The following is a 22,741-nucleotide window of genomic DNA, read 5'->3' on the forward strand; positions in this document are numbered from 1 at the left end:
GGTGCTGATTCGGCTGAGGCAACCGCCTGAGCCGGCGCCGGACGAGCAAACTTGTTGTTTTTCTGGATACTGGGCGAGCAGCCGCGGCCCCTTTCGGCCCCGGCAGACGGAGGAGATTGACGGTTCATGCGGAGCGCGTCGGGAGGTCCCCGCGTCTTGTTGAGACGGCTCCGCGAAACCATGGCGGAGCAGGTCTCGGCCCAGGAGCGGCTGGACAAGATCGTGGTGCTGATCGCCGCCAACATGGTGGCCGAGGTGTGCTCGGTCTATGTGCTGCGCATCGACAACACGCTGGAGCTCTACGCCACCGAAGGCCTCAACCGCGAGGCGGTCCACCACACCGTGCTGAGCGCCCATGAGGGCCTGGTCGGCCTCGTCGCCAGCGAGGCGACTCCGCTCAACTTGAGCGATGCGCAGAGCCACCCGGCCTTCTCGTTCCGCCCCGAGACCGGCGAAGAGATCTACCATTCCTTCCTCGGCGTGCCGATCCTGCGGGCCGGCAACACGCTTGGCGTGCTGGTGGTGCAGAACCGCGCCAAGCGCAATTATGTCGAGGAAGAGCTCGAGGCGCTGCAGACCACCGCGATGGTGCTGGCGGAGCTGATCGCCTCCGGCGAGCTCTCCGCGCTGGCGCAGCCGGGCCAGGAGCCGGCGGCGCGCCATTCCGCGCAGAAGGTCGGCGCGATCCTCTCCGAGGGCATCGCGCTCGGCCACGTCGTGCTGCACGAGCCGCGCGTCGTCATCAAGGACTACATCGCCGAGGACCTGCCGAAGGAGATCAAGCGGCTCGACACCGCGCTCGCCAAGCTGCGCGCCGATCTCGACCGCATGCTGGAGCGCGGCGACGTCGCCGAGGGCGGCGAGCATCGCGAGGTGCTGGAAGCCTACCGCATGTTCGCCAACGACCAGGGCTGGTCGCACAAGCTGCACGAGGCGGTCGCCACCGGCCTCACCGCGGAAGCCGCGGTCGAGCGCGTGCAATCCGACACCCGCGCGCGCATGCTGCGCTCGACCGATCCCTACTTGCGCGACCGCCTGCATGATCTGGAAGATCTCGGCTACCGCCTGATGCGGCAGCTGGTCGGCCAGGACCACGCGCCCTCACGCGAGCAGCTGCCCGACAACGCCATCGTCATCGCGCGCGCGATGGGCCCGGCGGCGCTGCTCGACTACGACCGCAAGCGCCTGCGCGGCATCGTGCTGGAGGAAGGCACCGCCAATTCCCACGTCTCGATCGTGGCGCGCGCGCTCGGCATCCCCGCGGTCGGCGAAGTGCCGAACGCGCCCGGCATCGCCGATCCCGGCGACGCCATCATCGTCGACGGCACCTCCGGCTCGATCTATGTGCGTCCATCTCAGGAGGTCGAAGCGGCCTTCGCCGAGCGCGTGCGCTTCCGCGCGCGCCGCCAAGCGCAATACCTGGCGCTGCGCGACCGGCCCTGCGTCACCAAGGACGGCCAGAAGGTCGAGCTGATGATCAACGCGGGGCTCGCCATCGACCTGCCGCATATCGAGGACACCGGCAGCGCCGGCATCGGCCTATTCCGCACCGAGCTGCAATTCATGGTGGGCCAGAGCCTGCCGCGCACCAGCGACCAGCTGGCACTATATCGCACCGTGCTGGATGCCGCAGGCCCCAAGCCCGTCACCTTCCGCACCCTCGACATCGGCGGTGACAAGGCGCTGCCCTATATGGAAGCGGTGATCGAGGAGAATCCCGCGCTCGGCTGGCGCGCGATAAGGCTCGGGCTCGACCGCCCCGGCCTGTTGCGCGGCCAGATCCGCGCGCTGCTGCGCGCCGGCGGCGGCCGCGCGCTGCGCATCATGTTCCCGATGATCTCGGAGGTCGCCGAATTCGACGCGGCCAAGGCGCTGGTCGAGCGCGAACTCACTTACTTGCGCCAGCACGGCCACACGCTGCCTGAAAGAATCGACATCGGCACCATGGTCGAGGTGCCCGCCCTGCTCTATCAGCTCGACGAGCTCCTGCGGAAAGTCGACTTCATCTCGGTCGGCTCCAACGATCTGTTCCAGTTCCTGTTCGCGGTCGATCGCGGCAATGCCAAGGTCTCCGAACGCTTCGACACCATGTCGGCGCCGATCCTGCGCGCGCTGCGCCAGATCGCGCACAAATGCCATGCCGCGAAGAAGTCGCTCTCGCTCTGCGGCGAGATGGCGTCGAAGCCGATCGGCGCGCTGGCGCTGATTGCGCTCGGCTACCGCTCGCTGTCGCTGTCGGCGACCGCACTCGGCCCGGTCAAGGCCATGGTGCTCGATGTCGACGCGAAGAAGGCCGAAGCCATGCTCGGCCCGCTGCTTGACGCGCCGGCCGGCAGCGTCTCGATCCGGCAGAAGCTGACGGAATTTGCCGAGGCCGAAGGCCTGGCCTTGTAGCGGGCCTGTCGCCGCTCCCTGCCGCCTCGCCTCTTCCTGCCATTTGAGACTGAACCGATGTCGTCACTGCCCGAAGCCAAACTGGACGTGCTGCTTGCCCATCATGCCTCGCTCGAGGCCGAATCGCTGGGGCAGCTGGCTTCCGAGCGCTACGTGCAGATCACGCGCGAGCTCGCCGAGATCACACCGCTGATCGAAGCGGTGAAGGCCTATCGTTCCGCCGTCAAGGAGCTCGCCGACACCGAGACGCTGATCGCCGATCCCGCGACCGATGCCGAGATGCGGGCCATGGCGGAAGCCGAACGCGACGAGCTGGCGCCGAAGATCGAGGAGCTGGTCCAGAAGATCCGCGTCGCGCTGCTGCCCAAGGACGCCATGGACGACCGCAACGTGGTGCTGGAAATCCGCGCCGGCACCGGCGGCGACGAGGCCTCGCTGTTTGCCGGCGACCTGTTCCGGATGTACGAACGCTTCGCTGCCCTGCAGGGCTGGAAGGTCGAGGTGATCTCGGCCAGCGAAGGCACCGTCGGCGGCTACAAGGAAATCATCGCGGAGGTGCAGGGCCGCGGCGCCTTCTCCAAGCTGAAGTTCGAATCCGGCGTGCATCGTGTCCAGCGCGTGCCCGACACCGAGACGCAGGGTCGCATCCATACCTCCGCGGCCACGGTCGCCGTGCTGCCGGAGGTCGAGGACGTCGACGTCGACATCAAGAACGACGATCTGCGCATCGAGACGATGCGCGCGCAAGGCGCCGGCGGCCAGCACGTCAACAAGACCGAATCGGCGATCCGCATCACCCACATCCCGACCGGCATCGTGGTGATGATGCAGGACAGCCGCTCGCAGCACAAGAACCGCGCCTCCGCCATGAATATTCTGCGCTCGCGCATCTACGACGCCGAGCGGCAGCGCGTCGACGCCGCGCGCTCGGCCGAACGCAAGGAGAAGGTCGGCTCCGGCGACCGCTCCGAGCGCATCCGCACCTACAATTTTCCGCAAGGACGCGTCACCGACCACCGCATCAATCTGACGCTCTACAAGCTGCCGCAGGTGATCGCGGGCGAAGCGCTCGGCGAGTTGATCGACGCGCTGACCACCGAGCACCAGGCCGCGCAGCTCGCTGCACAAGGCGCGGCGGCGTGACGCGTGAGTAATCCCCTCGCCGGACAATCCATCGAGAGCGCGCGGCGCGCGCTGGCCGGACAGCTGAGATCGGCGGAGGTCGAGGAGGCCGAGCTCGACGCCCGTATCCTGGTCGGCGCGGTCCTCGGCCTCGATCTGACCGGCCTGATTGCACAGGCAGCCCGGCCGCTCACCGAAGCCGAGGCCTCGCGGCTCACCCAGCATGCACGGCGGCGCATCGCCGGCGAGCCGGTGGCGCGCATTCTCGGCACACGTGAATTCTGGGGCCTGCCGTTTCGCCTGTCGGAAGCAACCCTGGTCCCACGCCCCGATACCGAGACCGTGGTCGAGCTTGCGCTCGAGATCCTTCGCGAGCGGAAAGCCGCAGCGCCTGTTCGCATCGCCGACATCGGCACCGGATCGGGCGCGATCCTGCTCGCGTTGTTGCACGAAATTCCCGATGCGTTCGGCATCGGCACCGATATCAGCCTGACCGCGCTCAGCACGGCGCGCGACAATGCCGTCGCTCTCGGCCTCGGCGGCCGCGCCGCTTTCGTCGCCTGCTCCTATGCGGCAGCGCTCCGCGGCCCGTTCGACCTCATCGTGTCGAACCCGCCCTATATCCCCTCGGCCGAAATTCCGACCTTGAGCGTCGAGGTGCGCGAGCACGATCCGCATCTGGCGCTCGACGGCGGCAACGACGGCTACGACGCCTACCGCGCCCTGATCCCGCAGGCGAGCGAGCGCCTCGCCCCCGGCGGGGTGCTGATCGTCGAGGCCGGCCGGGGCCAGGCGGGAAACATTGAAACCCTGATGGCGGCAGCGGGGTTAACGATGGACAGGCCACCCAAGGCCGACCTGGCGGGCATTCCGCGGGCCGTTTCGGCCCGAAAAATGCCCCCATAAAAGCCGGATTGGCTTGCAAAAAGCTCTTGGAATATCCCTTGGGAACGACTACGTTCCGATCAACACATCGGTGCCGGCCCCGTAGACTTGCGGGTGAAAGCCGGGCTCTCGGGCGAGAGCTTTACTGATTATAGGTTCCAAGCCGCAGGTCCTGTGAAGCGCGATAGCCAGTGGAGCTGCGCTGCTCTCCGACCGCAACGTGAACGAAAGCCTGATATTGCGCTTGAAGACTTACGCAACACCGCTGGGCTTGTTTCGGCAGGCAAAATGAATGGATTCGCTGGCGATCAATGCTGGCGGGTGGGGAACGCGTCCTTGTTGAACGCGACGGTCGACGAACATCGGCAGGGTTGGATCCGCTCTTGCGCGCGGTGCGCGCGTGCGACGTGAAACCGCTGTCATCAGGTCACTCCTAGCAATCAGTAATGCGTGCAACCTTTAGGGCTGGAATTAAAGGCAGGACATGAGAAACGGTCAGAACAAGCAGCGGATGCGCAACCGCAACAACAATAACAACAACAATCGGCGCAGCCAGAACCCGATGACCCGGGTCTACGAGTCCAACGGACCCGACATCAAGATCCGCGGCACGGCCTCTCACATCGCCGAAAAGTATCTCCAGCTTGCGCGCGACGCCCGCTCCTCCGGCGACCCCGTTGCGGCGGAGAACTACTACCAGCATGCCGAGCATTATTTCCGCTTGATCGCGGCGGCGCAGGAGCAATTCCGCCAGAATCAGCAGCCGCGCGGTGACGAGCCCATCAGCAGTCCCAGCGGCGACGACGAAGACGACGGCGAGAATTTCTCTAATTTCGGCCAGGAGCCGGGCTTCGTCCCGCAGCCGCCGCAGCAGCCTTTCGCACGCGACCGCGACGGCCAGCGCGAACATCACCAGCGTGATCATCAGCCACGCGACAACCAGCAGCAGCCCTATCAGCGCGACCACCAGCCGCGCGAGCACCGCGAGCGCGATCATCGTCCGCAGCCGCAATATCAGCCGCAGCCGCTGCCGGCGAACCAGCCGCAGCCCGTCATCGCCGACGCCGGCGGCGTCGATCGCCTGCCGTCCTTCATCACCGGCCCGCAGCCGCAGGTGAATGTCGGCGCAAATGGCGGCCAGCCCGGCTTCGAGGGTGGCGGCGGTGGCGAGCGGTTTCCGCGCCGTCGGCGCCGGCCCCATGGCCCGCGCCCCGAGCGCGAGGCAGCGCCAGCCGCCTCGAGCGACGATCTCGCGCCCGGCGAGTAAGCTTTTTCTGCTGTTCTGATCCGAACTCGTCCCGGCCTCGCGCCGGGACGATTTTTTCAGCTGCGCGTCACGGTCGAGGACGGCACCAGCACCGGCTTGGCGAGCGAGGGAATCAGCCGCGCCCGCTCGCGCTTGGCGGGGATCGCACGATAGACCTGCTTGGTGGCCTCGACGATGTGCACGCCGGCAAAGGGCAGCGACAGCGCTGCACCGGCGCGCTCCCACATCTGTGCCGATCTCAGCACCCAGCCGCCGGCATAGGGCGGCATGAACAGCGCCTCGCCCCAGGCGGTCGGCGTGAACCAGGTCTGGCGCAACAGATCGGTGATCTGCGAGCGCGAATAGGGCCGGCCGTGACCGAACGGCGTGCTGTCGGTGCGGGTCCACACCCCGCGCCGGTTCGGGATCACGGCGATCACGCGGCCCGAGGGCGACAGCACGCGCCACACCTCGCGCAGCAGCGCGGCCGGATCGTCCGACATCTCCAGCGCGTGAACCAGCAGGATGCGGTCGACCGCGGCGTCGGCAAGCGGCAACGAGAACTCGTCGACCAGCGAGGCCAGCGCCGGCCGTCCCGTCGGCCATTTCAGCACGCCCTGGGCCGCGGGCATGAAGGCGATGCAGCGCTCGGCATCCTCGCGGAACAACCCCAGATAGGGCGTGGGATAGCCGAGGCCGAGCACGCGCTGGCCCTCCGCGTCCGGCCAGCGCTCCCTGATGCCGCGATTGATCATTTGCCGCGCCACGATCCCGAGGCGGCGCGAATAGAACTCGCGGAGGTCGACGACGTCGATGGTCATGACCGCAATGTAACATGCGCAGGGCTGCGCCTGCGCGCGGAATATTGCATTGCCTGCGCAACGTTAACGCCATATTTGTCTGGCGGGGCTGAGCCCGATGGAGATGACATGGCCGCCGAAATTCGTATCTTCACCTGTTTAAACGACAATTTCGGTTATCTGATCCACGATGTGGAGACCAAGGCGACGGCGTCGATCGACGCGCCCGAGGCCGGCCCCATCCTGAAGGCACTGGACCGCGAGGGCTGGCAGCTCACCGACATCCTGATCACCCATCATCACGGCGATCATGTCGGCGGCGTCGCCGAGCTCAAGGCCAAATACAATTGCCGCGTCGTCGCGCCGCACGACAAGGGGACTGAGATCGCGAACGTCGACCTGCGTGTCGCCAACGCCGACGTGGTCAAGATCGGCAATCTGCTGGCACGCGTCCTGGAGACACCCGGCCATACGCTCGACCACGTCTCCTACGTGTTCGACACCGAGAAGACGGTGTTCGCGGCCGACACGCTGTTCTCGATCGGGTGCGGCCGCGTGTTCGAGGGCACCTATCCCATGATGTGGGATTCGCTTCTGAAGCTGCGCGCCCTGCCCGACGACTTCAAGCTCTATTGCGGCCACGAATACACGGCTTCCAACGTCAAGTTCGCGCTGACAGTCGAGCCCGACAATGCGGCGCTGCAGGCTCGCGCGGCGGAGGTGGCGAAGCTTCGCGCCGAGAACAAGCCGACCATTCCGACGCTGCTGGGCGAGGAGAAACGCGCCAACGTCTTCCTGCGCGCCGACGAACCACAGGTCGCCGCCAAGCTGCACATGAAGGGCGCGGATGCCGCCGCGGTGTTCGGCGAGCTGCGCGAGCGCAAGAATAAATCCTGATGCACAAGTCCTGACTAACAAAGCCTGACGGGGTTCGATGCCGACCGCGGCCGAGATCATCGCGCGCCTTGAACTGCGGCCGCATCCCGAAGGCGGCCATTATCGCGAGACGTTTCGCGACAAGGCCACCGACGCCAACGGCCGTTCGCGCTCGACCCTGATCTATTTCCTGCTCGCCCGCGGCGAGCGTTCGCACTGGCATCGCGTCGATGCGGTCGAGACCTGGCATTATTATGCCGGCAGCCCCTTGCTGCTGCGCATCGCCCATGACGGCTGCTCCCAGCACGAGGTGCGGCTCGGCACCGACCTCGCCGGCGGCGAACGGCCGCAGGCCATCGTGCCGGCGCATGCCTGGCAGATGGCGGAAACCACGGGCGAGTGGACCCTGGTCGGCTGCACCGTCGCGCCCGCATTCGAGTTCGCGGGCTTCGAGCTCGCTCCAAAGGGCTGGGAGCCGTAGGTCCGAAATCCACCTCGGCACCAATGACGCGGATCGATGGATTCCGGGTTCGCGCTTCGCGCGCCCCGGAATGACAATCATCGCTTCCTCAGCACCATGTCCTTGGCGGCGATCAGACCGCCCCCGGCAATCAGGATCGCGGCGATGGCGATGTTGGCGCTGGCCTTGGCAAACCCGGCGGCGATGAGGAAGCCGGTCGAGAGTAGCGGGGTCGCGTAGGAGGCGGCGCCGAGCACGCGGATGTCGCCGCGCTTCATGCCGATGTCCCAGGCGTAGAACGCAGCGCCGACGGGGCCGATGCCGAGAGCGATCACGGAGAGCCATTGCAAGCCCGTCTCCGGCCACACCGTGGTTTCAAGCAGGCCGTGCATCAGCGCGGCCAGCAATGCTGTGGCCAGGCAGAAGCCGGCGACCGCATCGGTCGGCACCGCCTTCAAACGGCGCGACAGCACCGAATAGGTTGCCCAGACGAACGCAGCAATGAAAGCCGCGATCAATCCCGGCACCGCTCCCGGCGCAAACCCGCTGGTGTTGCCGGCAAACAGCAGCACGGTGCCGACGAGGCCGAGCACGGCGCCGACGATGTGATGCAAAGCGAGCCGCTCGCCGGGCAGGAACGACGAGAACAGCACGATCAGCAATGGCCACATGTAGTTGAGAAGGCCGGCTTCGGCCGGCGGCGCGAAGCGCAGCGCGAGGAAGTACAGCGCGTGATAGCCGAACAGGCCGCCAACGCCGACGACCCAGACGACGAGCGGCTGACGCAGGCTCTTCGCCGCATCGCCGCGGCCGATCCAAGTGAGCAGGCCGACCAGGCCGCCGATCGCGAAGGTCATTGCGGCGAGCTGGAACGCCGGAATCGTTCCGGTCGCCACGGTCATCACCGAGAGCAGCGACCACATCAGGATCGCGGTCAATCCGATCAGCGTGGCGGTGCGGGGAGTCATCGGCCCAATGTTTCCGTCATGGCCGGGCTTGTCCCGGCCATCCACGTTCTTCGTGGCGACGGATGTTGTAAGGCCGTGGATGCCCGGGACAAGCCCGGGCATGACGATGGGGAAAATATCAGCCGGCGTGATGCGATCGCATCACACCATGTACTGGCCGCCGTTGACCGTCAGCGTCGATCCCGTAATGAAACCGGATTCGTCGGCGGCGAGGAACACGACCGCGCGCGCGATCTCCTCGGGCTCGCCGAGCCTGTTGGTCGGGATCTGCGGGATCACGTTCTTCTCCAGAACGTCCTTCGGCACCGCCTGCACCATTTCGGTGTTGATGTAGCCGGGGCAGATCGCATTCACGGTGATGCCGCCCTTGGCGTTCTCCAGCGCCAGCGCCTTGGTGAAGCCGATGTCGCCGGCCTTCGCCGCGGAATAATTGACCTGGCCGAACTGTCCCTTCTGTCCGTTGATCGACGAGATCGAGATGATGCGGCCGAACTTGCGCGCGCGCATGCCCTCGATGACCTGGCGCGTCATGTTGAAGAGCGAGCCGAGATTGGTGTTGATGACGGCGTTCCACTGCTCGAGCGTCATCTTGTGGAAGGCGGTGTCGCGGGTGATGCCGGCATTGTTGACGAGCACCTCGACCGGGCCGAGATCGGCCTCGACCTTCTTCACGCCTTCGGCGCAGGCCTCGAAGCTGCTGACGTCCCATTTGTAGACGGCAATGCCGGTCTCGGCCTTGAACTTCTCCGCCGCCGCGTCGTTGCCGGCATAGCTCGCCGCGACCTTGTAGCCGGCCGCCTTCAGCGCCTTGCTGATCGCCGCACCGATGCCCCGCGTACCCCCCGTGACCAATGCAACACGTGCCATGTCGTATCCCTTCCCTTGGACTCTTCCTTGGACTCTTCGGACGTGATCGCTTTTTAACGTTGGATTATGCGGTTGGTTTGACGGACATCAAGAACAAAACGCCCGGCGTTGAGCCGGGCGTTTGTATTTAGTCGAGGCTTGCGCGATTGCGAAGAATATTTGATTTGCAGCCGCTGCCTTTTTAGTCGCGTGCAACGCACTCACTGAGGTGTGCAGCGCACGCGCAAACTACGCGCAAGCTGCACGTCAGCCATCGTCAGTCGCGCGCGATGCACATCGCGATACCCATGCCGCCGCCGATGCACAGCGTGGCGAGGCCCTTCTTCGAATCGCGCTTCTGCATTTCATGCAGCAGCGTCACCAGCACGCGCGCACCGGACGCACCGACCGGATGGCCGATCGCGATCGCGCCGCCATTGACGTTGACCTTGGAGGTATCCCAGCCGAGATCCTTGTTGACGGCGCAGGCCTGCGCCGCGAAGGCTTCGTTGGCCTCGATCAGATCGAGATCGCCGACATTCCAGCCGGCCTTCTTCAGCGCGGCGCGCGAAGCCGGGATCGGGCCCGAGCCCATGATCTTGGGATCGACGCCGGCCTGCGCCCAGGACACGATGCGCGCCAGCGGCTTCTTGCCTTCCTTGGCCGCCTGCTTGGCGGTCATCAGCACCACGGCGGCGGCGCCGTCATTGATGCCGGACGCAGAGCCCGCGGTGACCGTGCCGTCCTTCTCGAAGGCGGGACGGAGCTTGGCCATCGCCTCGAGCGTTGCGCCATGACGCGGATATTCGTCGGCGCTGACGACGACGTCGCCCTTGCGGGTCTTGATGGTGACGGGGACGATCTCGTCGTTGAACTTGCCGGCCTTCTGCGCCGCCTCGGCCTTCTGCTGCGAGGCCACCGCGAACTCGTCCTGCTGGGCGCGGGTAATCTGCCATTGCCGCGCGACGTTCTCGGCGGTGTTGCCCATGTGGTAGCCATTGAAGGCATCCCACAGACCGTCCTTGATCATCGTGTCGACGAACTCGACGGGGCCCATCTTGACGCCGCCGCGCAGATACTGCGCGTGCGGGGCCATGCTCATGGACTCCTGGCCGCCGGCAACCACGATCTCTGAATCGCCGTTGAGCAGCGCCTGGTAGCCGAGCGCAACCGTGCGCAGGCCCGAGCCGCAAAGCTGGTTGACGCCCCAGGCCGGGCTCTCCACCGGGATGCCGGCGCCGATCGAGGCCTGACGGGCCGGGTTCTGGCCCTGGGCTGCGGTCAGGATCTGCCCCATGATGACCTCCGAGACCCGCCCGGGCTCGATGCCACCGCGCTCCAGTGCCGCCTTGATGGCGATGGCGCCGAGATCGTGGGCGGGAAGGGTCGCGAACGCTCCGTTGAAGCTACCGACCGGGGTGCGGGCGGCGCTGACGATGACGACATCGTCTGACATGGGCATCTCCTGAGGCTTGTGGTTCTTTGAATGGGGGCAGGCGGGGCTTTACCAAAGCAGCCGCCAGTGTCGTGAGCCATCCTGTTAACGTCGTTGAGGCATGTCAATCGGCTGGCGACCGAATTCATGCCGCAGCGCATTCAAAATAGCGTTCTTGGCGCTTTCGCAAGCAAGATTTTGCTCTGCGATTAACCGTGCCGCACAAAACGGTAGCGTGACCCCTTTGAAAATGCTTATTTTGTTGCGTTGCGTACTCTTCCCGCCCTGCGGCATGGCCCGCCGGGTTCCCGTTCTCCGCGCTTGCAAGTGAGAGCCCATGGCGAAATCAGACCAACCCACCACCATCAAGAAATACGCGAACCGCCGGCTCTACAACACCGGAACGAGCACCTATGTGACGCTGGAAGATCTCGCCGCGATGGTCAAGGAAGGCGAGGATTTCCTGGTCTATGACGCCAAGACCGGCGACGACATCACCCGCTCGGTGCTCGCCCAGATCATCTTCGAGCAGGAGAACAAGGCCGGCCAGAACCTGCTCCCGACCACCTTCCTGCGCCAGCTCATCCGCTTCTACGGCGACAGCATGCAGATGGTGGTGCCGAAATATCTGGAGCAATCGATCGCGACCCTGACCCAGGAGCAAGAGAAGTTCCGCAAGCAGATCGCCAACACGCTGTCCGGCACTCCTTTTGCTCCCTTGGAAGAACAAGTCCGTCGCAACATGGAGCTGTTCCAGCAAACCTTCTCGATGTTCAAGCCCTTCGTCCCGCCGCGCCCGGCGACCGCCGCCGAGGCGGAGTCCGAAGCGAATGCCGAAGCGCCGAAGGACAGCAACATCGACGATTTGCGCCAGCAGATGAAGGAAATGCAGGAGCGCCTGGAGCGGATGTCGAAGAAGGAGGAGTAGCTTCCTTCGTCCGGCACCCGATTGAGCCGGAGAATACAGGATGTCCGACCGAAGCTCCCATTGGGACAGCGTCTACGCCACCAAGGGCGAGGACGAGGTCAGCTGGTTTCAGGATAGCCCATCGACCTCGCTCGCGATGATCCGGGCGAGCAATCCCGATCGCGGATCGGCCATCATCGATATCGGCGGCGGCGCTTCGCGTCTGGTCGATGCGCTGTTGGCGGAGGGATATCGCGACGTCTCTGTGCTGGATCTTTCCGCCCATGCGCTTGACGCGGCGAAGAAGCGCATCGGCGCCGTCGCATCGATGGTCGACTGGATCGTTGCCGACGCCACCAGTTGGCAGCCGGCGAAGACCTACGAGGTCTGGCACGACCGCGCCGCGTTCCACTTCCTGACCGACCCGCGCGACAGAGCGGCTTACGTCGAACGCTTGCGGTCCGCGGTTGCGCCGGGCGGCCACGTCATCATCGCGACGTTTGCGCCCGATGGTCCGGAGAAATGCAGCGGCCTGCCGGTGCAGCGCCATGACAGCACCAGCCTCGCAGCGGAGCTCGGGCCGGAGTTCGAGCTGATCGAGACCCGCAGCGAGACGCACCAGACGCCGTGGGATTCGACACAGGCGTTTCAGTTCAGCCGGTTTCGGAAGCGCAGATAGCTCCCGTCATGGCCGGGCTTGTCCCGGCCATCCACGCACCACGGCGTCCTCAGAAGAACGTGGATGCCCGGGACAAGCCCGGGCATGACGAGGGGAAATTGCGGGTTCAAGCCGCCAGCTGCACCGCATGCGCAAAGTCCCAATAGAGCTGTCGCGCCCTGGCGTAGAGCGGCCCCGGCTTCAGCTCGCGCTCGTCGATGCGGATCACCGGGGCGACCTTGGCGAAATTGCCGGTGGAGAAGATTTCGTCGGCCGCGAGGAAATCGGCATAGCGCAACGTCTTCTCGACCACATTGACGCCGGCGCCGCGAAGCAGGCCGACGACGCGCTGGCGCGTGATGCCGTTGAGGAACGTGCCGTTGGGAGCCGGCGTATAGACCACGCCGTCTTTGGCCATGAACACGTTGGAATTGCCGAACTCGGCGACGTTGCCGAGCATGTCCAGCATCAGCGCGTTCTGAAAGCCGCGCGAGGCGGCCTCCGCCAGCGCGCGCGAATTGTTCGGATAGAGGCAGGCCGCCTTCGCCTCGACCGGCGCGCATTCGGCGGTGGGCCGTCGGAACGGCGACAGGGTGATGGCGTTGCCGGTCGGCTTTGGCATCGGCGCCTCGTAGATGCACAGGCACCAATTGGTGGTCTCGGGGTCGAACAGCACGCCGCCGCCCGAGCCGTTCTGCGCCCAATACATCGGACGGACGTAGAGCTCGGCATTGGCCGCAAAGCGCGCAATGCCTTCGGTCGCAAGCCCGAGCCAGGTGGCGGTATCGACCACCGGCTTGAGGCCGAAACTGACCGCGGATTGATTGGCGCGCGCGACGTGGCGGTCGAGATCGGGCGCGACGCCCTCGAACGCGCGCGCACCATCGAATACCACCGAGCCGAGCCAGGCCGCATGCGTGCGCGGGCCCATGATCGGCACGTTGCCGTCGTGCCATTTGCCCTCGAAGAAGGTCCAGCTCGGCGAATATTCGATCGGCTTCTTGATCTCGGCCATGACGGCCTCCCCTTGGAAATATAAGGGCACTATTGTCCCAATTCCTAAATGATTTGCTGCCGGACCAGCACCCTCTCCCGGCGGGTAAAACGCGCCAAACAGGCTATAATGCGGGCAATGATACGGAGATTGCCATGCCGCTCGATCCGCTCGCAAAGCGCTTGTTGACCATGATGGCCGCGGCTGCGCCGCAGGCGAAAAGCCGGCCGAGCGTGGAGGCGCGGCGGCAATCGCTGGCCAAGCTGATGCAGTTCGCGCGCGCGGATGCGCCCGATGTGACGACGCGCGACGGCGTGCTGCCCGGCCGCGACGGCGAGCTGCTTTATCGCCTCTACACGCCCGCAAATGCCGACGAGGTTGCACCGGGCTTCGTGTTCTTCCACGGCGGCGGCCTCGTCGCCGGCGGCATCGCCACGCATGACCGCATCGCGGCGGTGCTGGCGCATGCCACCGGCTGCCGCCTCGTTTCCGTCGATTACCGGCTCGCGCCGGAGCACAGATTTCCCGCCGCCGTCGACGATGCCATCGCCGCCACCGAATGGGTCGCGCGCGAGGCCGCATCGCTCGGCATCGACGCGGACCGCCTGGTGGTCGGCGGCGATTCCGCCGGTGCAACGCTTGCTGCGATCGTGTGCCAGGAGGCGGCACAGACCGCGGGCCTTGCCATCGCCGCACAATGCCTGATCTGCCCGGTGCTGGATTTCGAGGAAACCTCGCCGTCGCGCGAGGCCTTTGCCGAGGGCCATCTGATCGACCGCGTCACGATCGAGGCCGATCTCTCCGACTATCTGCCTGAGGGCGTCGACACGGCCGATCCCCGCGTGTCTCCGCTGCGCGCCACCCGGCTCACAGGCCTGCCGACCGCGATCATCCACACCGCCGAGTACGACCCGATGCGCGATGAAGGCAATGCCTATGCCCGCAAGCTGCTCGCCGCAGGCGTCGCCGTCGAGCATGTCTGCCACGACGGCATGGTTCACAATTTCCACGCCATGGGCGCGATCCTGCCGCAGGCACAGCTCGTGCTGTCGCAGATCGGCGAGCAGGTGCGGCGAGCGGTAGAGAGGTAGATCACACGCGCGCGCCGAGCACGGCCCTGGCCGCCATGACATAGTCGGGCCAATGCGCGTCCGCATAGCGCTCCGCCTGGCGGGCGCAGGTGACGTCGGGCGCATGCGCTGCGGCGATCATGCGCGCAAAGCGTTCTTCGGCAACCGTCGTGTCATCGCGCGCCGGCGCGGGTACCGCGGCCACGGCGGCCGGAGCGACGGCGAGTCCTGCCATTCCGGCGAGCAGGATGCGGCGTGACGTGGTCATGGCTGTCGTCCTCCATTGTTCCGGCCTGCTCCCGCCAGCGAGCGGATCGGTGCAGTCACGACAAGGTAGCCGCGCCCATCGATGCAGTCCATGGCTTGCGGATGGCGCTTGACCGCGGCAGCGATCACGTTCCATCTAGCGCGCGATTTCGCCCGCGCGTCGGATTGTCTCGTGCCTCCTCACCGCCCATCGCATCGTCCGAGCTTGCGCGCTACCGCGATGGGACTGGCCTGCCTGACGATTTCGGCCGGCGCCGCCTTCTCCGCCGAAGATGAGGAGGATGCAGCAGCAAAACCTGCCGTCCCGAACCTCTATCTCGATCTGCGCACGAGCTATGCGTCGGTTCCGGCAGGGACGCTCGGACTCGGTTTCGGCACCGGCTCGCTATCGGCCGCGCTGCAAGCCCTGGCGGTGCGCAGAGGCGCAACGCTGCCGAACGGCCTGCCGGCCGCGAAATCGATTGCCGTCGACCTGCCGCTCACCGTCGACGTCGACGACCGCGTCTCGCTTTATGGCGGCGTGTCGGGCTCGACGACCGACATTGGCGACGGTTGGTCGAGGTTCGACATCACCAGCTGGAACATCGGCGTGCAGGCCGACCTCTACCGGCAGGATGGCGGCGCAATCCCGACCATCACGCTGCAATCGACCTTGACGCAATCGGTGCCGAACGATCACGGCATGACGAATTCGCTGAACAACATCCTGGAATTCGACTACGCGCTCGACGAGGACGAGACGCGGGGCTGGCTGACCGGCGTGCAGCATACCACCACCATCATCGCCAGCCCATTCGCCAGCATCCGGCCGAACACGATCCTCTATGCCGGCGGCTATTACCAATGGCCGAGCAATTGGAAATTCACCGGACGCCTTGGCATGCAATCGTTCGGCGGCGCGCAGCTGGCGGGCCGGACGCTCGCGGAATCCTTCACGCAGCCGATCCTGCGGCTCGACCTTGATCGCATGGACGACAACGACAACCGCCTGTTCGGCATCACCGCACAGATCGCCTGGACGCCGAAGCCGTCTTACCAGTTGACCCTGCGAACGCCGCTCTACGCGATCCGTAACTGACTTGGAGCATGGTGGACAGCGGGTAAAGCGGATCTCCCGCTTTCCGGATATCGCACGGCGGTCGCGACAGCCGGGCATTGAAGATGAAGGACTTTCGCATCCGCTGCGGACCCCCAAGCAGCCCTTCCGAGCGTTGGCGTGTCGCCGGGTTCCCTCGCCAGAGCCCCATCCAGTTACCTCTCGGCAATATGCTTGCGACAGACTGAGCCGGAGCACACGGGAGGCTGCGAATGTCCCATCTGGTTCCGGAACGGACGCTACTTGCTGGGAAGATCTTCTTCAATTTCGGCCAGTCGTCGATCGATTGCGTCGTGCGCCGGCTGACCGAAGAGGCGGCGACGCTCGAGATGGAGAGCGGCCTCGGCGTGCCCGAGAGCTTCCAGCTCAGGCTGGCAGGGCGCGAGGTCCTGACCTGCCGAGTGGTCTGGCGATCGGACCGCCAGGTCGGCGTCGCCTTCGAACGGCCGGACAGCGTTGAGCGCCTGGCTGGCGAGGAGCGGGAGCGCTCGTCCGATGCGCTGATGCGCGGGCAGATGCTCGCTCTTCGCGCAGCGCTTGATTTCGTCCCGCTTGGCATCGTGCTGCTGGATGCAAAGCTCCGCGCAAAGTTGATCAATCGCGCGTTCCGCCAGATGTGGCGGTTGCCGGATGAAGTCGCCGAGAGCTGCCCGTCGTTCGTGACGCTGATGCGCCACGGCCGCGACACTCTCGCTTACGAAGTTCCACAGACCGAGCTCGATGCCTACGTTGCCGAGCGGGTTCGTCACGTCCAGGCGGGCGACGCCTCCCCGCTTGATCTGCGCCGCTCCAGTGGAGACGTCGTTCGGATGCAATGCACGCCGCTGCCCGACGGCGGGCGAATGCTGACATATACGCCCGTGACCGACATCGTGCGCTATTCCGACGAGCTGAAGTTGCTGCGCGACGCGCTGGAAAATGTCGAGGACGGCGTGCTGCTGCTCGATCGCGATCTCAACGCCAGCTTCATGAACCGACGGATGCGACGGTTCTGGGACGTGAGCGAACAGGAGGCGGAGAGCCGACCGACCTATGCATCACTGGTGAGCCGGGTCCATCGCGCCAGCGCGCCGGATCTTCCGGCAAATGAGCTGACGAAATTTCCAGCTAGGCGGGTCGCAGAGGTCAAGGCCGGCGACCATGTGCGTGACCTGCAGACCCCGGACGGAAGGCGCATCAGGGCTCATTGCACCACGATGTGGAACGGCGGCCGCATGCTGACCTATGTCGACATCACCGACCTGATGCAAAAAGCCGCGATGCTGGAGACGCTCGCCACCACCGATCCGCTCACCGGCCTCTACAACCGCCGCCACTTTCTCGAGTCCCTGGATGCCGAATGGAGCCGGTTCCAGCGCTATTATCGCTCCGTCTCGGTGCTGATGCTGGACATCGACCACTTCAAATCAGTCAACGACCGCTACGGCCATGCCGTGGGCGACGCCGCGATCAGGGCGGTTGCGGCCGCGTGCCTCGACGGCAAGCGCAAATCGGACATCGTCGGTCGCCTCGGCGGCGAGGAGTTTGCGGTTCTGCTGCCCGAGACCAGCCTCTCGCGCGCGAGGACAGTGGCCGATCGCATCCGCAAGCGCGTGATGGGCGCGCAGATCGTCGCCGGCGAGATCCGGTTCGGCGTCACCGTGAGCATCGGCATCGCAGAGGCCACCGTCAGCATGTCCGGCATCGACGCGCTGATGGGCGCGGCCGATCACGCGCTCTACCAGGCCAAGGCCGAAGGCCGCAATCGCTGCGTTGCCTTCGTGCCCCCGGCGCCGGCACGCAAGGCAGCGGAGTGATCGGACGACGCCGCTATCGTGGCGGCGGAACGTCGAACACGCTTTGGGGATTTGCGACATCGTCGACGGCGAGCTTCAGCGGCTCACCGGTCGCAAGGAACGACGACAAGATGGCCTCGAACGGCGCCGGATCGAGCCCGCGCGCCTTCAGCCATTCGGGCTCGTAATAGGTTTGCCGGTAGCGCTCGCCGGAATCGCAGATCAACGTCACCAGCGACCCCACGATGTTCGCCTGGCGCATCTCCGAGGCCAGCCGGCACAGCGCCAGGAAATTGGTGCCGGTGGAGCCGCCCACCGGACGACGCAGTCGGCGCGACAACACGTTCATCGCCGCAATCGTGGCCGCATCCGGAATCTTCATCATGCGGTCGACCACTTCGGGCACGAAGGAGGGCTCGCAACGGGGACGGCCGACGCCTTCGATCAGCGACGGACGGTCGCAGACGTGAGAGCGGTCCTGTGAGCGGAAGCAGTCGAAGAAGGCGGAATGCTCGACATCGGCAACGCACAGACGTGTGGGATATTGCCGATAGCGCAAATAGCGCCCGATCGTGGCCGAGGTGCCGCCGGTCCCGGCGCCCATCACGATCCAATCGGGCAGCGGGCGCCGCTCGCCCTGCAATTGCGTAAAGATCGACTCGGCGATGTTGTTGTTGCCGCGCCAGTCGGTCGCGCGCTCGGCGAAGGTGAACTGGTCCATGTAATGGCCGTTCAGACGGGCGGCGAGCGCGGCGGCTTCCGCATACAGCGCGCGGCCATCGTCGATCAGGTGGCAATTGCCACCATAATGCTCGATCGCGGCGATCTTCTCCGCCGAGGTCGTGCGCGGCATCACGGCGTAGAAGGGCACGCCGATCATCTCTGCGAAATAGGCCTCCGACACCGCAGTCGATCCCGAGGAGGCCTCGACCACAGGTGTGCCTTCACGGATGTGACCGTTGCAGAGCGCGTAGAGGAACAGCGAGCGCGCCAGGCGATGCTTCAGGCTGCCGGTCGGATGGGTGGACTCGTCCTTCAGATAGATGTCGATGCCTGACAGCGCCGGCACGATCAGCCGGATCAGATGCGTATCGGCGGTGCGGCACTGGTCGGCCTCGATCGCAGCGACGGCCTCATCGACCCAGCCACGCTGATAGGCCGGCCCGGCCGGATCGTGGGGGCGGTAGGGAGGCGGCTCCATCGGCATGACCAGGCGATTCCTCGAAAACTGACGTCCATCTAGCACGCGGGCGCTTCGTGCACGCCGCTCAAAATTCCAGCGGCGCGTTGTCCACGACCTCCTTCATCACGAAGAAGGTGCGGGTCTGGCGCACGCCGGGCAGCGCGATCAGCTGCTCGCCGTGGATGCGGTTGAAATCCTCCATGTCGCCGACGCGGATCTTCAGGAAATAGTCGAAGTCGCCGGCGACGAGGTGGCAGTCGAGCACGAATTTCAGCCTGGCGATCGCCTGCTCGAAGGTGGCGAAGCTCTCCGGCGTGGAGCGGTCGAGCACGACGCCGACCATCACCAGCGTGCCCTTGGCCACCTTCTTGGGGGCGATCATGGCGCGGACGGCCGCGATGAACCCGTCTTCGAACAGGCGCTGGGTCCGGCGGTGGCAGGTAGCGGGGCTGATCGCGACGGTGTCGGCCAGCTCGGCGTTACTGAGCCGCCCATTATTTTGCAATAATCTCAGGATCTTAAGGTCGATCCGGTCCAGACGGGCTGACATGAAAGAAGCTTTCATTAATTGGCAGATTTCGGAAGACCTATCAGCCAATAGCGCGATTCGTGTAAGATATGCCGCAACATCAGCGCAACATTCGAGAGCACATTTCGTTCGTGCGATGCTAGGCAGCTGCCGCCATCAACGTCAATCGGGATGACCCATGAAGCTCGACAAATTTCCGCGCTATCCGCTGACCTTCGGTCCGACGCCGATCGAGAAGCTGGAACGGCTGTCCAAGCATCTCGGCGGCAATGTCGAGATCTATGCCAAGCGCGAGGACTGCAATTCCGGCCTTGCCTATGGCGGCAACAAGCTGCGCAAGCTGGAATACATCATCCCCGATGCGATCGCCTCCAACGCCGACACCCTGGTCTCGATCGGCGGCGTGCAGTCCAACCACACCCGCATGATCGCCGCGGTCGCGGCCAAGATCGGCATGAAGTGCCGCCTGGTGCAGGAAGCCTGGGTGCCGCACGAGGACGCCGTCTATGACCGCGTCGGCAACATCATGCTGTCGCGCATCATGGGCGCCGACGTGCGCCTGGTCGACGAGGGCTTCGACATCGGCATCCGCAAGAGCTGGGAGCAGGCGATCGAGGACGTGAAGGCCGCGGGCGGCAAGCCCTACGCCATTCCCGCCGGCGCCTCCGTGCACAAGTTCGGCGGGCTCGGCTATGTCGGCTTCGCCGAGGAAGTGCGCAAGCAGGAAGCCGAGCTCGGCTTCAAGTTCGACTATATCATCGTCTGCACGGTGACCGGCTCCACCCATGCCGGCATGCTGGTCGGCTTCGCCGCCGACGGCCGCGCCCGCAAGGTGATCGGTATCGACGCCTCGTTCACGCCTGATCAGACCAAAGCGCAGGTGCTCGAGATCGCGCAGAACACCGCCGGGCTCGTCGAGCTGGGCAAGCAGCTCGTCGCTGAGGACGTCGTGCTGATCGAGGACTACGCCTATCCGGCCTATGGCGTGCCCTCGGAAGAGACCAAGGAGGCAATCCGCCTCACCGCGCGGCTCGAAGGCATGATCACCGACCCCGTCTACGAGGGCAAGTCGATGCAAGGCCTGATCGACCTGGCGAAGAAGGGCTATTTCGAGAAGGGCGCGAAGATCCTCTACGCCCATCTCGGCGGCGCCCCCGCGCTGAACGGCTACGCGTATGCGTTCAGGAACGGGTGAGTCATAAGAGAGGCGAGACGAATCTCGCCTCTCTTCGTAGCCCGGATGGAGCGACTGCGATCGTGGCTACCGCGTCCTGACGATCTGCAGCAGCTCGTCACCGTAATGCTCGAGCTTCTTGTCGCCGATGCCGGGGATATTGCGGAGCTCGTCGAGTGTCGTCGGCCAGGCCCGGACGATGCCGTCGATGGTGGCATCGTGCAGCACCACATAGGCCGGCACGCCGCGCTCGCGCGCGACCTCCGAGCGCCACGAACGCAGCCGCGCGCGCAGCTCGGGATCGACATCGCCTTGCGCGGCGTCGGCGGCGGGCGCAAGGTCGCCGCGGCGGGACTTGCCGCGGCTCGCGCGAATGCGCGTGCCGGGCGCCTCCTCGCGCAGCCACACTTCGGTCTCGCCGCGCAGTACGCCGCGCGCGGTCTCGGTCAGCTTCAGCGCACCGAACGCTTCGCTGTCGCTCCGCAAATGGCCCATCGCCACCAGCTGGCGCAGCACGGTGCGCCACTGCTTTTCGTTGAGCTCGCGCCCAATGCCGAACACCGACAATTTGTCGTGGCCGAACTGCGTCACCTTCTCGGTCAGCCGCCCGACCAGCACGTCGATCAGGTGCATCGCGCCAAAACGCTGGCCGGTGCGATAAACGCAGGACAGCAGCTTCTGAGCCAGCACCTTGCCGTCGCGCATCTTCGGCGGCGTCAGGCAATTGTCGCAATTGCCGCAATGCTCGCCCATCACGATCTCGCCGAAATAGGCGAGCAGCCGCCGACGCCGGCAGTGCGGCGTTTCGGCGAGGCCGACCAGCGCATCGAGCTTGCCGATCGAGACCCGCTTGAACTCGTCGGAGGCGCTGGACTCGTCGATCATGCGGCGCTGCTGCACGATGTCCGAGAGCCCATAGGCCATCCAGGCGGCCGACGGCTTGCCGTCGCGGCCGGCGCGGCCCGTCTCCTGATAGTAGGCCTCGATGCTCTTGGGCAGGTCGAGATGGGCGACGAAGCGCACGTCGGGCTTGTCGATGCCCATGCCGAAGGCGACGGTCGCAACGATGACGATGCCGTCCTCGTTGAGAAAACGATCCTGGTTGCGTGAGCGCAACGCCCCATCGAGTCCGGCATGATAGGGCAGCGCCGCGATGCCGGCGTCCTGAAGCGCGGCGGCGACCTCCTCGACGCGGTTGCGCGACAGGCAATAGACCACGCCGGCATCGCCCGCATGCCGCTCCCGGATGAACTCCTTCAGCTGCGACACCGCGTTGCGCTTGTCGACGATCTCGTAGCGGATGTTGGGCCGGTCGAAGCTCGAGACGAATTGCGGCGCATCCGCGAGCTGAAGCCGCGCGACGATCTCCTTGCGCGTCAGCTCGTCGGCGGTCGCGGTCAGCGCGATGCGCGGCACGTCGGGAAAGCGCTCGGCGATGATGGAGAGGCCGACATATTCGGGGCGGAAGTCATGGCCCCATTGCGAGACGCAATGCGCCTCGTCGATCGCGAACAGCGCCACCTTCGCCTGCGCCAGCAGCGACAGGCAGCGCGGCGTGACCAGGCGTTCCGGCGCGACATAGAGCAGATCGAGATCGCCCGCGAGCAGGCGGCGCTCGATATCGGAGGCTTCCTGCGGCGTCAGCGACGAGTTCAGCGCGGCAGCGTTGACGCCGGCCTCGATCAGCCCGGCGACCTGATCGCGCATCAACGCGATCAGCGGCGACACCACGATGCCGCAGCCTTCGCGCAGCAGCGAGGGAAGTTGATAGCACAGCGACTTGCCGCCGCCGGTCGGCATCAGCACCAGGCAATTGCCGCCTTGCGTGACATGCCGGACGATCTCGCCTTGCGCGCCGCGAAAACCCGGCAGGCCGAACACCGAATGCAGCACCGACAGCGCGTCGCGGCCGTTGGCCGGCGCAGAGAGCGGAGCGGTGGAGGGAGCGGACATGAGCGGAACAGATCAGGCCGTGAGATTCGTCACAAGGCCAGTCGCATGCCGGCGTGGACGTGGCAAGACTGTTTGGAGGCGAGGCACGGCTGTTTCGCTCTCC

The 22,741-nt window shown here is 65.7% G+C and carries 21 protein-coding genes; 12 read left to right on the forward strand and 9 right to left on the reverse strand.

Annotation, left to right across the window (positions count from 1 at the left end; all coding sequences use genetic code 11):
* Positions 1–126: 126 nt before the first annotated feature.
* From ptsP to K410_RS0134295, 4 genes are all read left to right on the forward strand, one after another.
* Positions 127–2,394: a phosphoenolpyruvate--protein phosphotransferase gene (gene ptsP, locus K410_RS0134280; protein ID WP_028139056.1), complete on the forward strand. Its 2,268-nt coding sequence runs from the start codon at positions 127–129 to the stop codon at positions 2,392–2,394.
* 57 nt (positions 2,395–2,451) lie between these two features.
* Positions 2,452–3,537 (forward strand): peptide chain release factor 1, encoded by a 1,086-nt coding sequence (prfA, locus tag K410_RS0134285; protein ID WP_028139057.1) that lies wholly within the window; start codon positions 2,452–2,454, stop codon positions 3,535–3,537.
* A 3-nt stretch (positions 3,538–3,540) separates the two neighbouring features.
* Positions 3,541–4,422, forward strand: a complete 882-nt coding sequence (gene prmC, locus K410_RS0134290; RefSeq protein WP_028139058.1) for a peptide chain release factor N(5)-glutamine methyltransferase — start codon at positions 3,541–3,543, stop codon at positions 4,420–4,422.
* A gap of 463 nt (positions 4,423–4,885) precedes the next feature.
* Entirely contained in the window at positions 4,886–5,668 is a 783-nt protein-coding gene (locus K410_RS0134295; protein ID WP_028139059.1) for a DUF4167 domain-containing protein, read from the forward strand.
* A gap of 56 nt (positions 5,669–5,724) precedes the next feature.
* Here K410_RS0134295 and K410_RS0134300 read toward each other — a convergent pair whose 3' ends face one another.
* Positions 5,725–6,468 carry a class I SAM-dependent methyltransferase gene (locus tag K410_RS0134300; RefSeq protein WP_028139060.1) on the reverse strand — a complete coding sequence of 248 codons (744 nt, stop codon included), beginning with the start codon at positions 6,466–6,468 and terminating at the stop codon, positions 5,725–5,727.
* 108 nt (positions 6,469–6,576) lie between these two features.
* Between K410_RS0134300 and gloB the strand changes: the two genes are divergently transcribed.
* Positions 6,577–7,344: a hydroxyacylglutathione hydrolase gene (gene gloB, locus K410_RS0134305; RefSeq protein ID WP_028139061.1), complete on the forward strand. Its 768-nt coding sequence runs from the start codon at positions 6,577–6,579 to the stop codon at positions 7,342–7,344.
* A gap of 37 nt (positions 7,345–7,381) precedes the next feature.
* Complete coding sequence (locus K410_RS0134310) at positions 7,382–7,804, forward strand: cupin domain-containing protein (RefSeq protein WP_028139062.1); 423 nt, start codon at positions 7,382–7,384, stop codon at positions 7,802–7,804.
* A 77-nt stretch (positions 7,805–7,881) separates the two neighbouring features.
* Here the strand turns inward: K410_RS0134310 and yddG are convergent, their stop codons facing one another.
* The 3 genes from yddG to K410_RS0134325 form a co-directional block, all read right to left on the reverse strand.
* Entirely contained in the window at positions 7,882–8,751 is an 870-nt protein-coding gene (yddG, locus tag K410_RS0134315; protein ID WP_028139063.1) for an aromatic amino acid exporter YddG, read from the reverse strand.
* A 141-nt stretch (positions 8,752–8,892) separates the two neighbouring features.
* Positions 8,893–9,618 carry an acetoacetyl-CoA reductase gene (phbB, locus tag K410_RS0134320; RefSeq protein ID WP_028139064.1) on the reverse strand — a complete coding sequence of 242 codons (726 nt, stop codon included), beginning with the start codon at positions 9,616–9,618 and terminating at the stop codon, positions 8,893–8,895.
* A gap of 256 nt (positions 9,619–9,874) precedes the next feature.
* Positions 9,875–11,053 carry an acetyl-CoA C-acetyltransferase gene (locus tag K410_RS0134325; protein ID WP_028139065.1) on the reverse strand — a complete coding sequence of 393 codons (1,179 nt, stop codon included), beginning with the start codon at positions 11,051–11,053 and terminating at the stop codon, positions 9,875–9,877.
* A gap of 316 nt (positions 11,054–11,369) precedes the next feature.
* Here K410_RS0134325 and phaR point away from each other — a divergent pair, with 316 nt between their 5' ends.
* Positions 11,370–11,960 carry a polyhydroxyalkanoate synthesis repressor PhaR gene (phaR, locus tag K410_RS0134335; RefSeq protein ID WP_028139066.1) on the forward strand — a complete coding sequence of 197 codons (591 nt, stop codon included), beginning with the start codon at positions 11,370–11,372 and terminating at the stop codon, positions 11,958–11,960.
* A gap of 40 nt (positions 11,961–12,000) precedes the next feature.
* The gene (locus K410_RS0134340; RefSeq protein ID WP_028139067.1) at positions 12,001–12,618 is read left to right on the forward strand and encodes a class I SAM-dependent methyltransferase; all 618 of its coding nucleotides are present in this window, start codon (positions 12,001–12,003) and stop codon (positions 12,616–12,618) included.
* A gap of 106 nt (positions 12,619–12,724) precedes the next feature.
* Here K410_RS0134340 and K410_RS0134345 read toward each other — a convergent pair whose 3' ends face one another.
* Entirely contained in the window at positions 12,725–13,612 is an 888-nt protein-coding gene (locus K410_RS0134345; RefSeq protein WP_028139068.1) for a branched-chain amino acid aminotransferase, read from the reverse strand.
* A 134-nt stretch (positions 13,613–13,746) separates the two neighbouring features.
* Between K410_RS0134345 and K410_RS0134350 the strand changes: the two genes are divergently transcribed.
* Positions 13,747–14,682: an alpha/beta hydrolase gene (locus K410_RS0134350; RefSeq protein ID WP_028139069.1), complete on the forward strand. Its 936-nt coding sequence runs from the start codon at positions 13,747–13,749 to the stop codon at positions 14,680–14,682.
* A 1-nt stretch (position 14,683) separates the two neighbouring features.
* On the opposite strand, the gene K410_RS0134355 is transcribed toward K410_RS0134350, so the two are convergent.
* Entirely contained in the window at positions 14,684–14,929 is a 246-nt protein-coding gene (locus tag K410_RS0134355; protein ID WP_028139070.1) for a hypothetical protein, read from the reverse strand.
* Between the two features lie 204 nt (positions 14,930–15,133).
* Between K410_RS0134355 and K410_RS0134360 the strand changes: the two genes are divergently transcribed.
* Entirely contained in the window at positions 15,134–16,006 is an 873-nt protein-coding gene (locus tag K410_RS0134360; RefSeq protein ID WP_028139071.1) for a hypothetical protein, read from the forward strand.
* A gap of 230 nt (positions 16,007–16,236) precedes the next feature.
* Positions 16,237–17,820 carry a sensor domain-containing diguanylate cyclase gene (locus K410_RS0134365; RefSeq protein ID WP_028139072.1) on the forward strand — a complete coding sequence of 528 codons (1,584 nt, stop codon included), beginning with the start codon at positions 16,237–16,239 and terminating at the stop codon, positions 17,818–17,820.
* A 13-nt stretch (positions 17,821–17,833) separates the two neighbouring features.
* Here K410_RS0134365 and K410_RS0134370 read toward each other — a convergent pair whose 3' ends face one another.
* Together K410_RS0134370 and K410_RS0134375 are read right to left on the reverse strand one after the other, a co-directional pair.
* Positions 17,834–19,006: a PLP-dependent cysteine synthase family protein gene (locus tag K410_RS0134370; protein ID WP_155253820.1), complete on the reverse strand. Its 1,173-nt coding sequence runs from the start codon at positions 19,004–19,006 to the stop codon at positions 17,834–17,836.
* A gap of 61 nt (positions 19,007–19,067) precedes the next feature.
* On the reverse strand, positions 19,068–19,532 hold the full coding sequence (locus tag K410_RS0134375) for an Lrp/AsnC family transcriptional regulator (protein WP_028139074.1): 465 nt from the start codon (positions 19,530–19,532) through the stop codon (positions 19,068–19,070).
* A gap of 157 nt (positions 19,533–19,689) precedes the next feature.
* Here K410_RS0134375 and K410_RS0134380 point away from each other — a divergent pair, with 157 nt between their 5' ends.
* The gene (locus K410_RS0134380) at positions 19,690–20,706 is read left to right on the forward strand and encodes a 1-aminocyclopropane-1-carboxylate deaminase (protein WP_028139075.1); all 1,017 of its coding nucleotides are present in this window, start codon (positions 19,690–19,692) and stop codon (positions 20,704–20,706) included.
* 66 nt (positions 20,707–20,772) lie between these two features.
* Here K410_RS0134380 and recQ read toward each other — a convergent pair whose 3' ends face one another.
* Positions 20,773–22,638 carry a DNA helicase RecQ gene (recQ, locus tag K410_RS0134385; RefSeq protein ID WP_028139076.1) on the reverse strand — a complete coding sequence of 622 codons (1,866 nt, stop codon included), beginning with the start codon at positions 22,636–22,638 and terminating at the stop codon, positions 20,773–20,775.
* Positions 22,639–22,741 lie beyond the last annotated feature (103 nt).

This window comes from Bradyrhizobium sp. 22 (genome assembly GCF_000482425.1).
In the GTDB taxonomy this organism is placed as follows: Bacteria; Pseudomonadota; Alphaproteobacteria; order Rhizobiales; family Xanthobacteraceae; genus Bradyrhizobium; species Bradyrhizobium japonicum_B.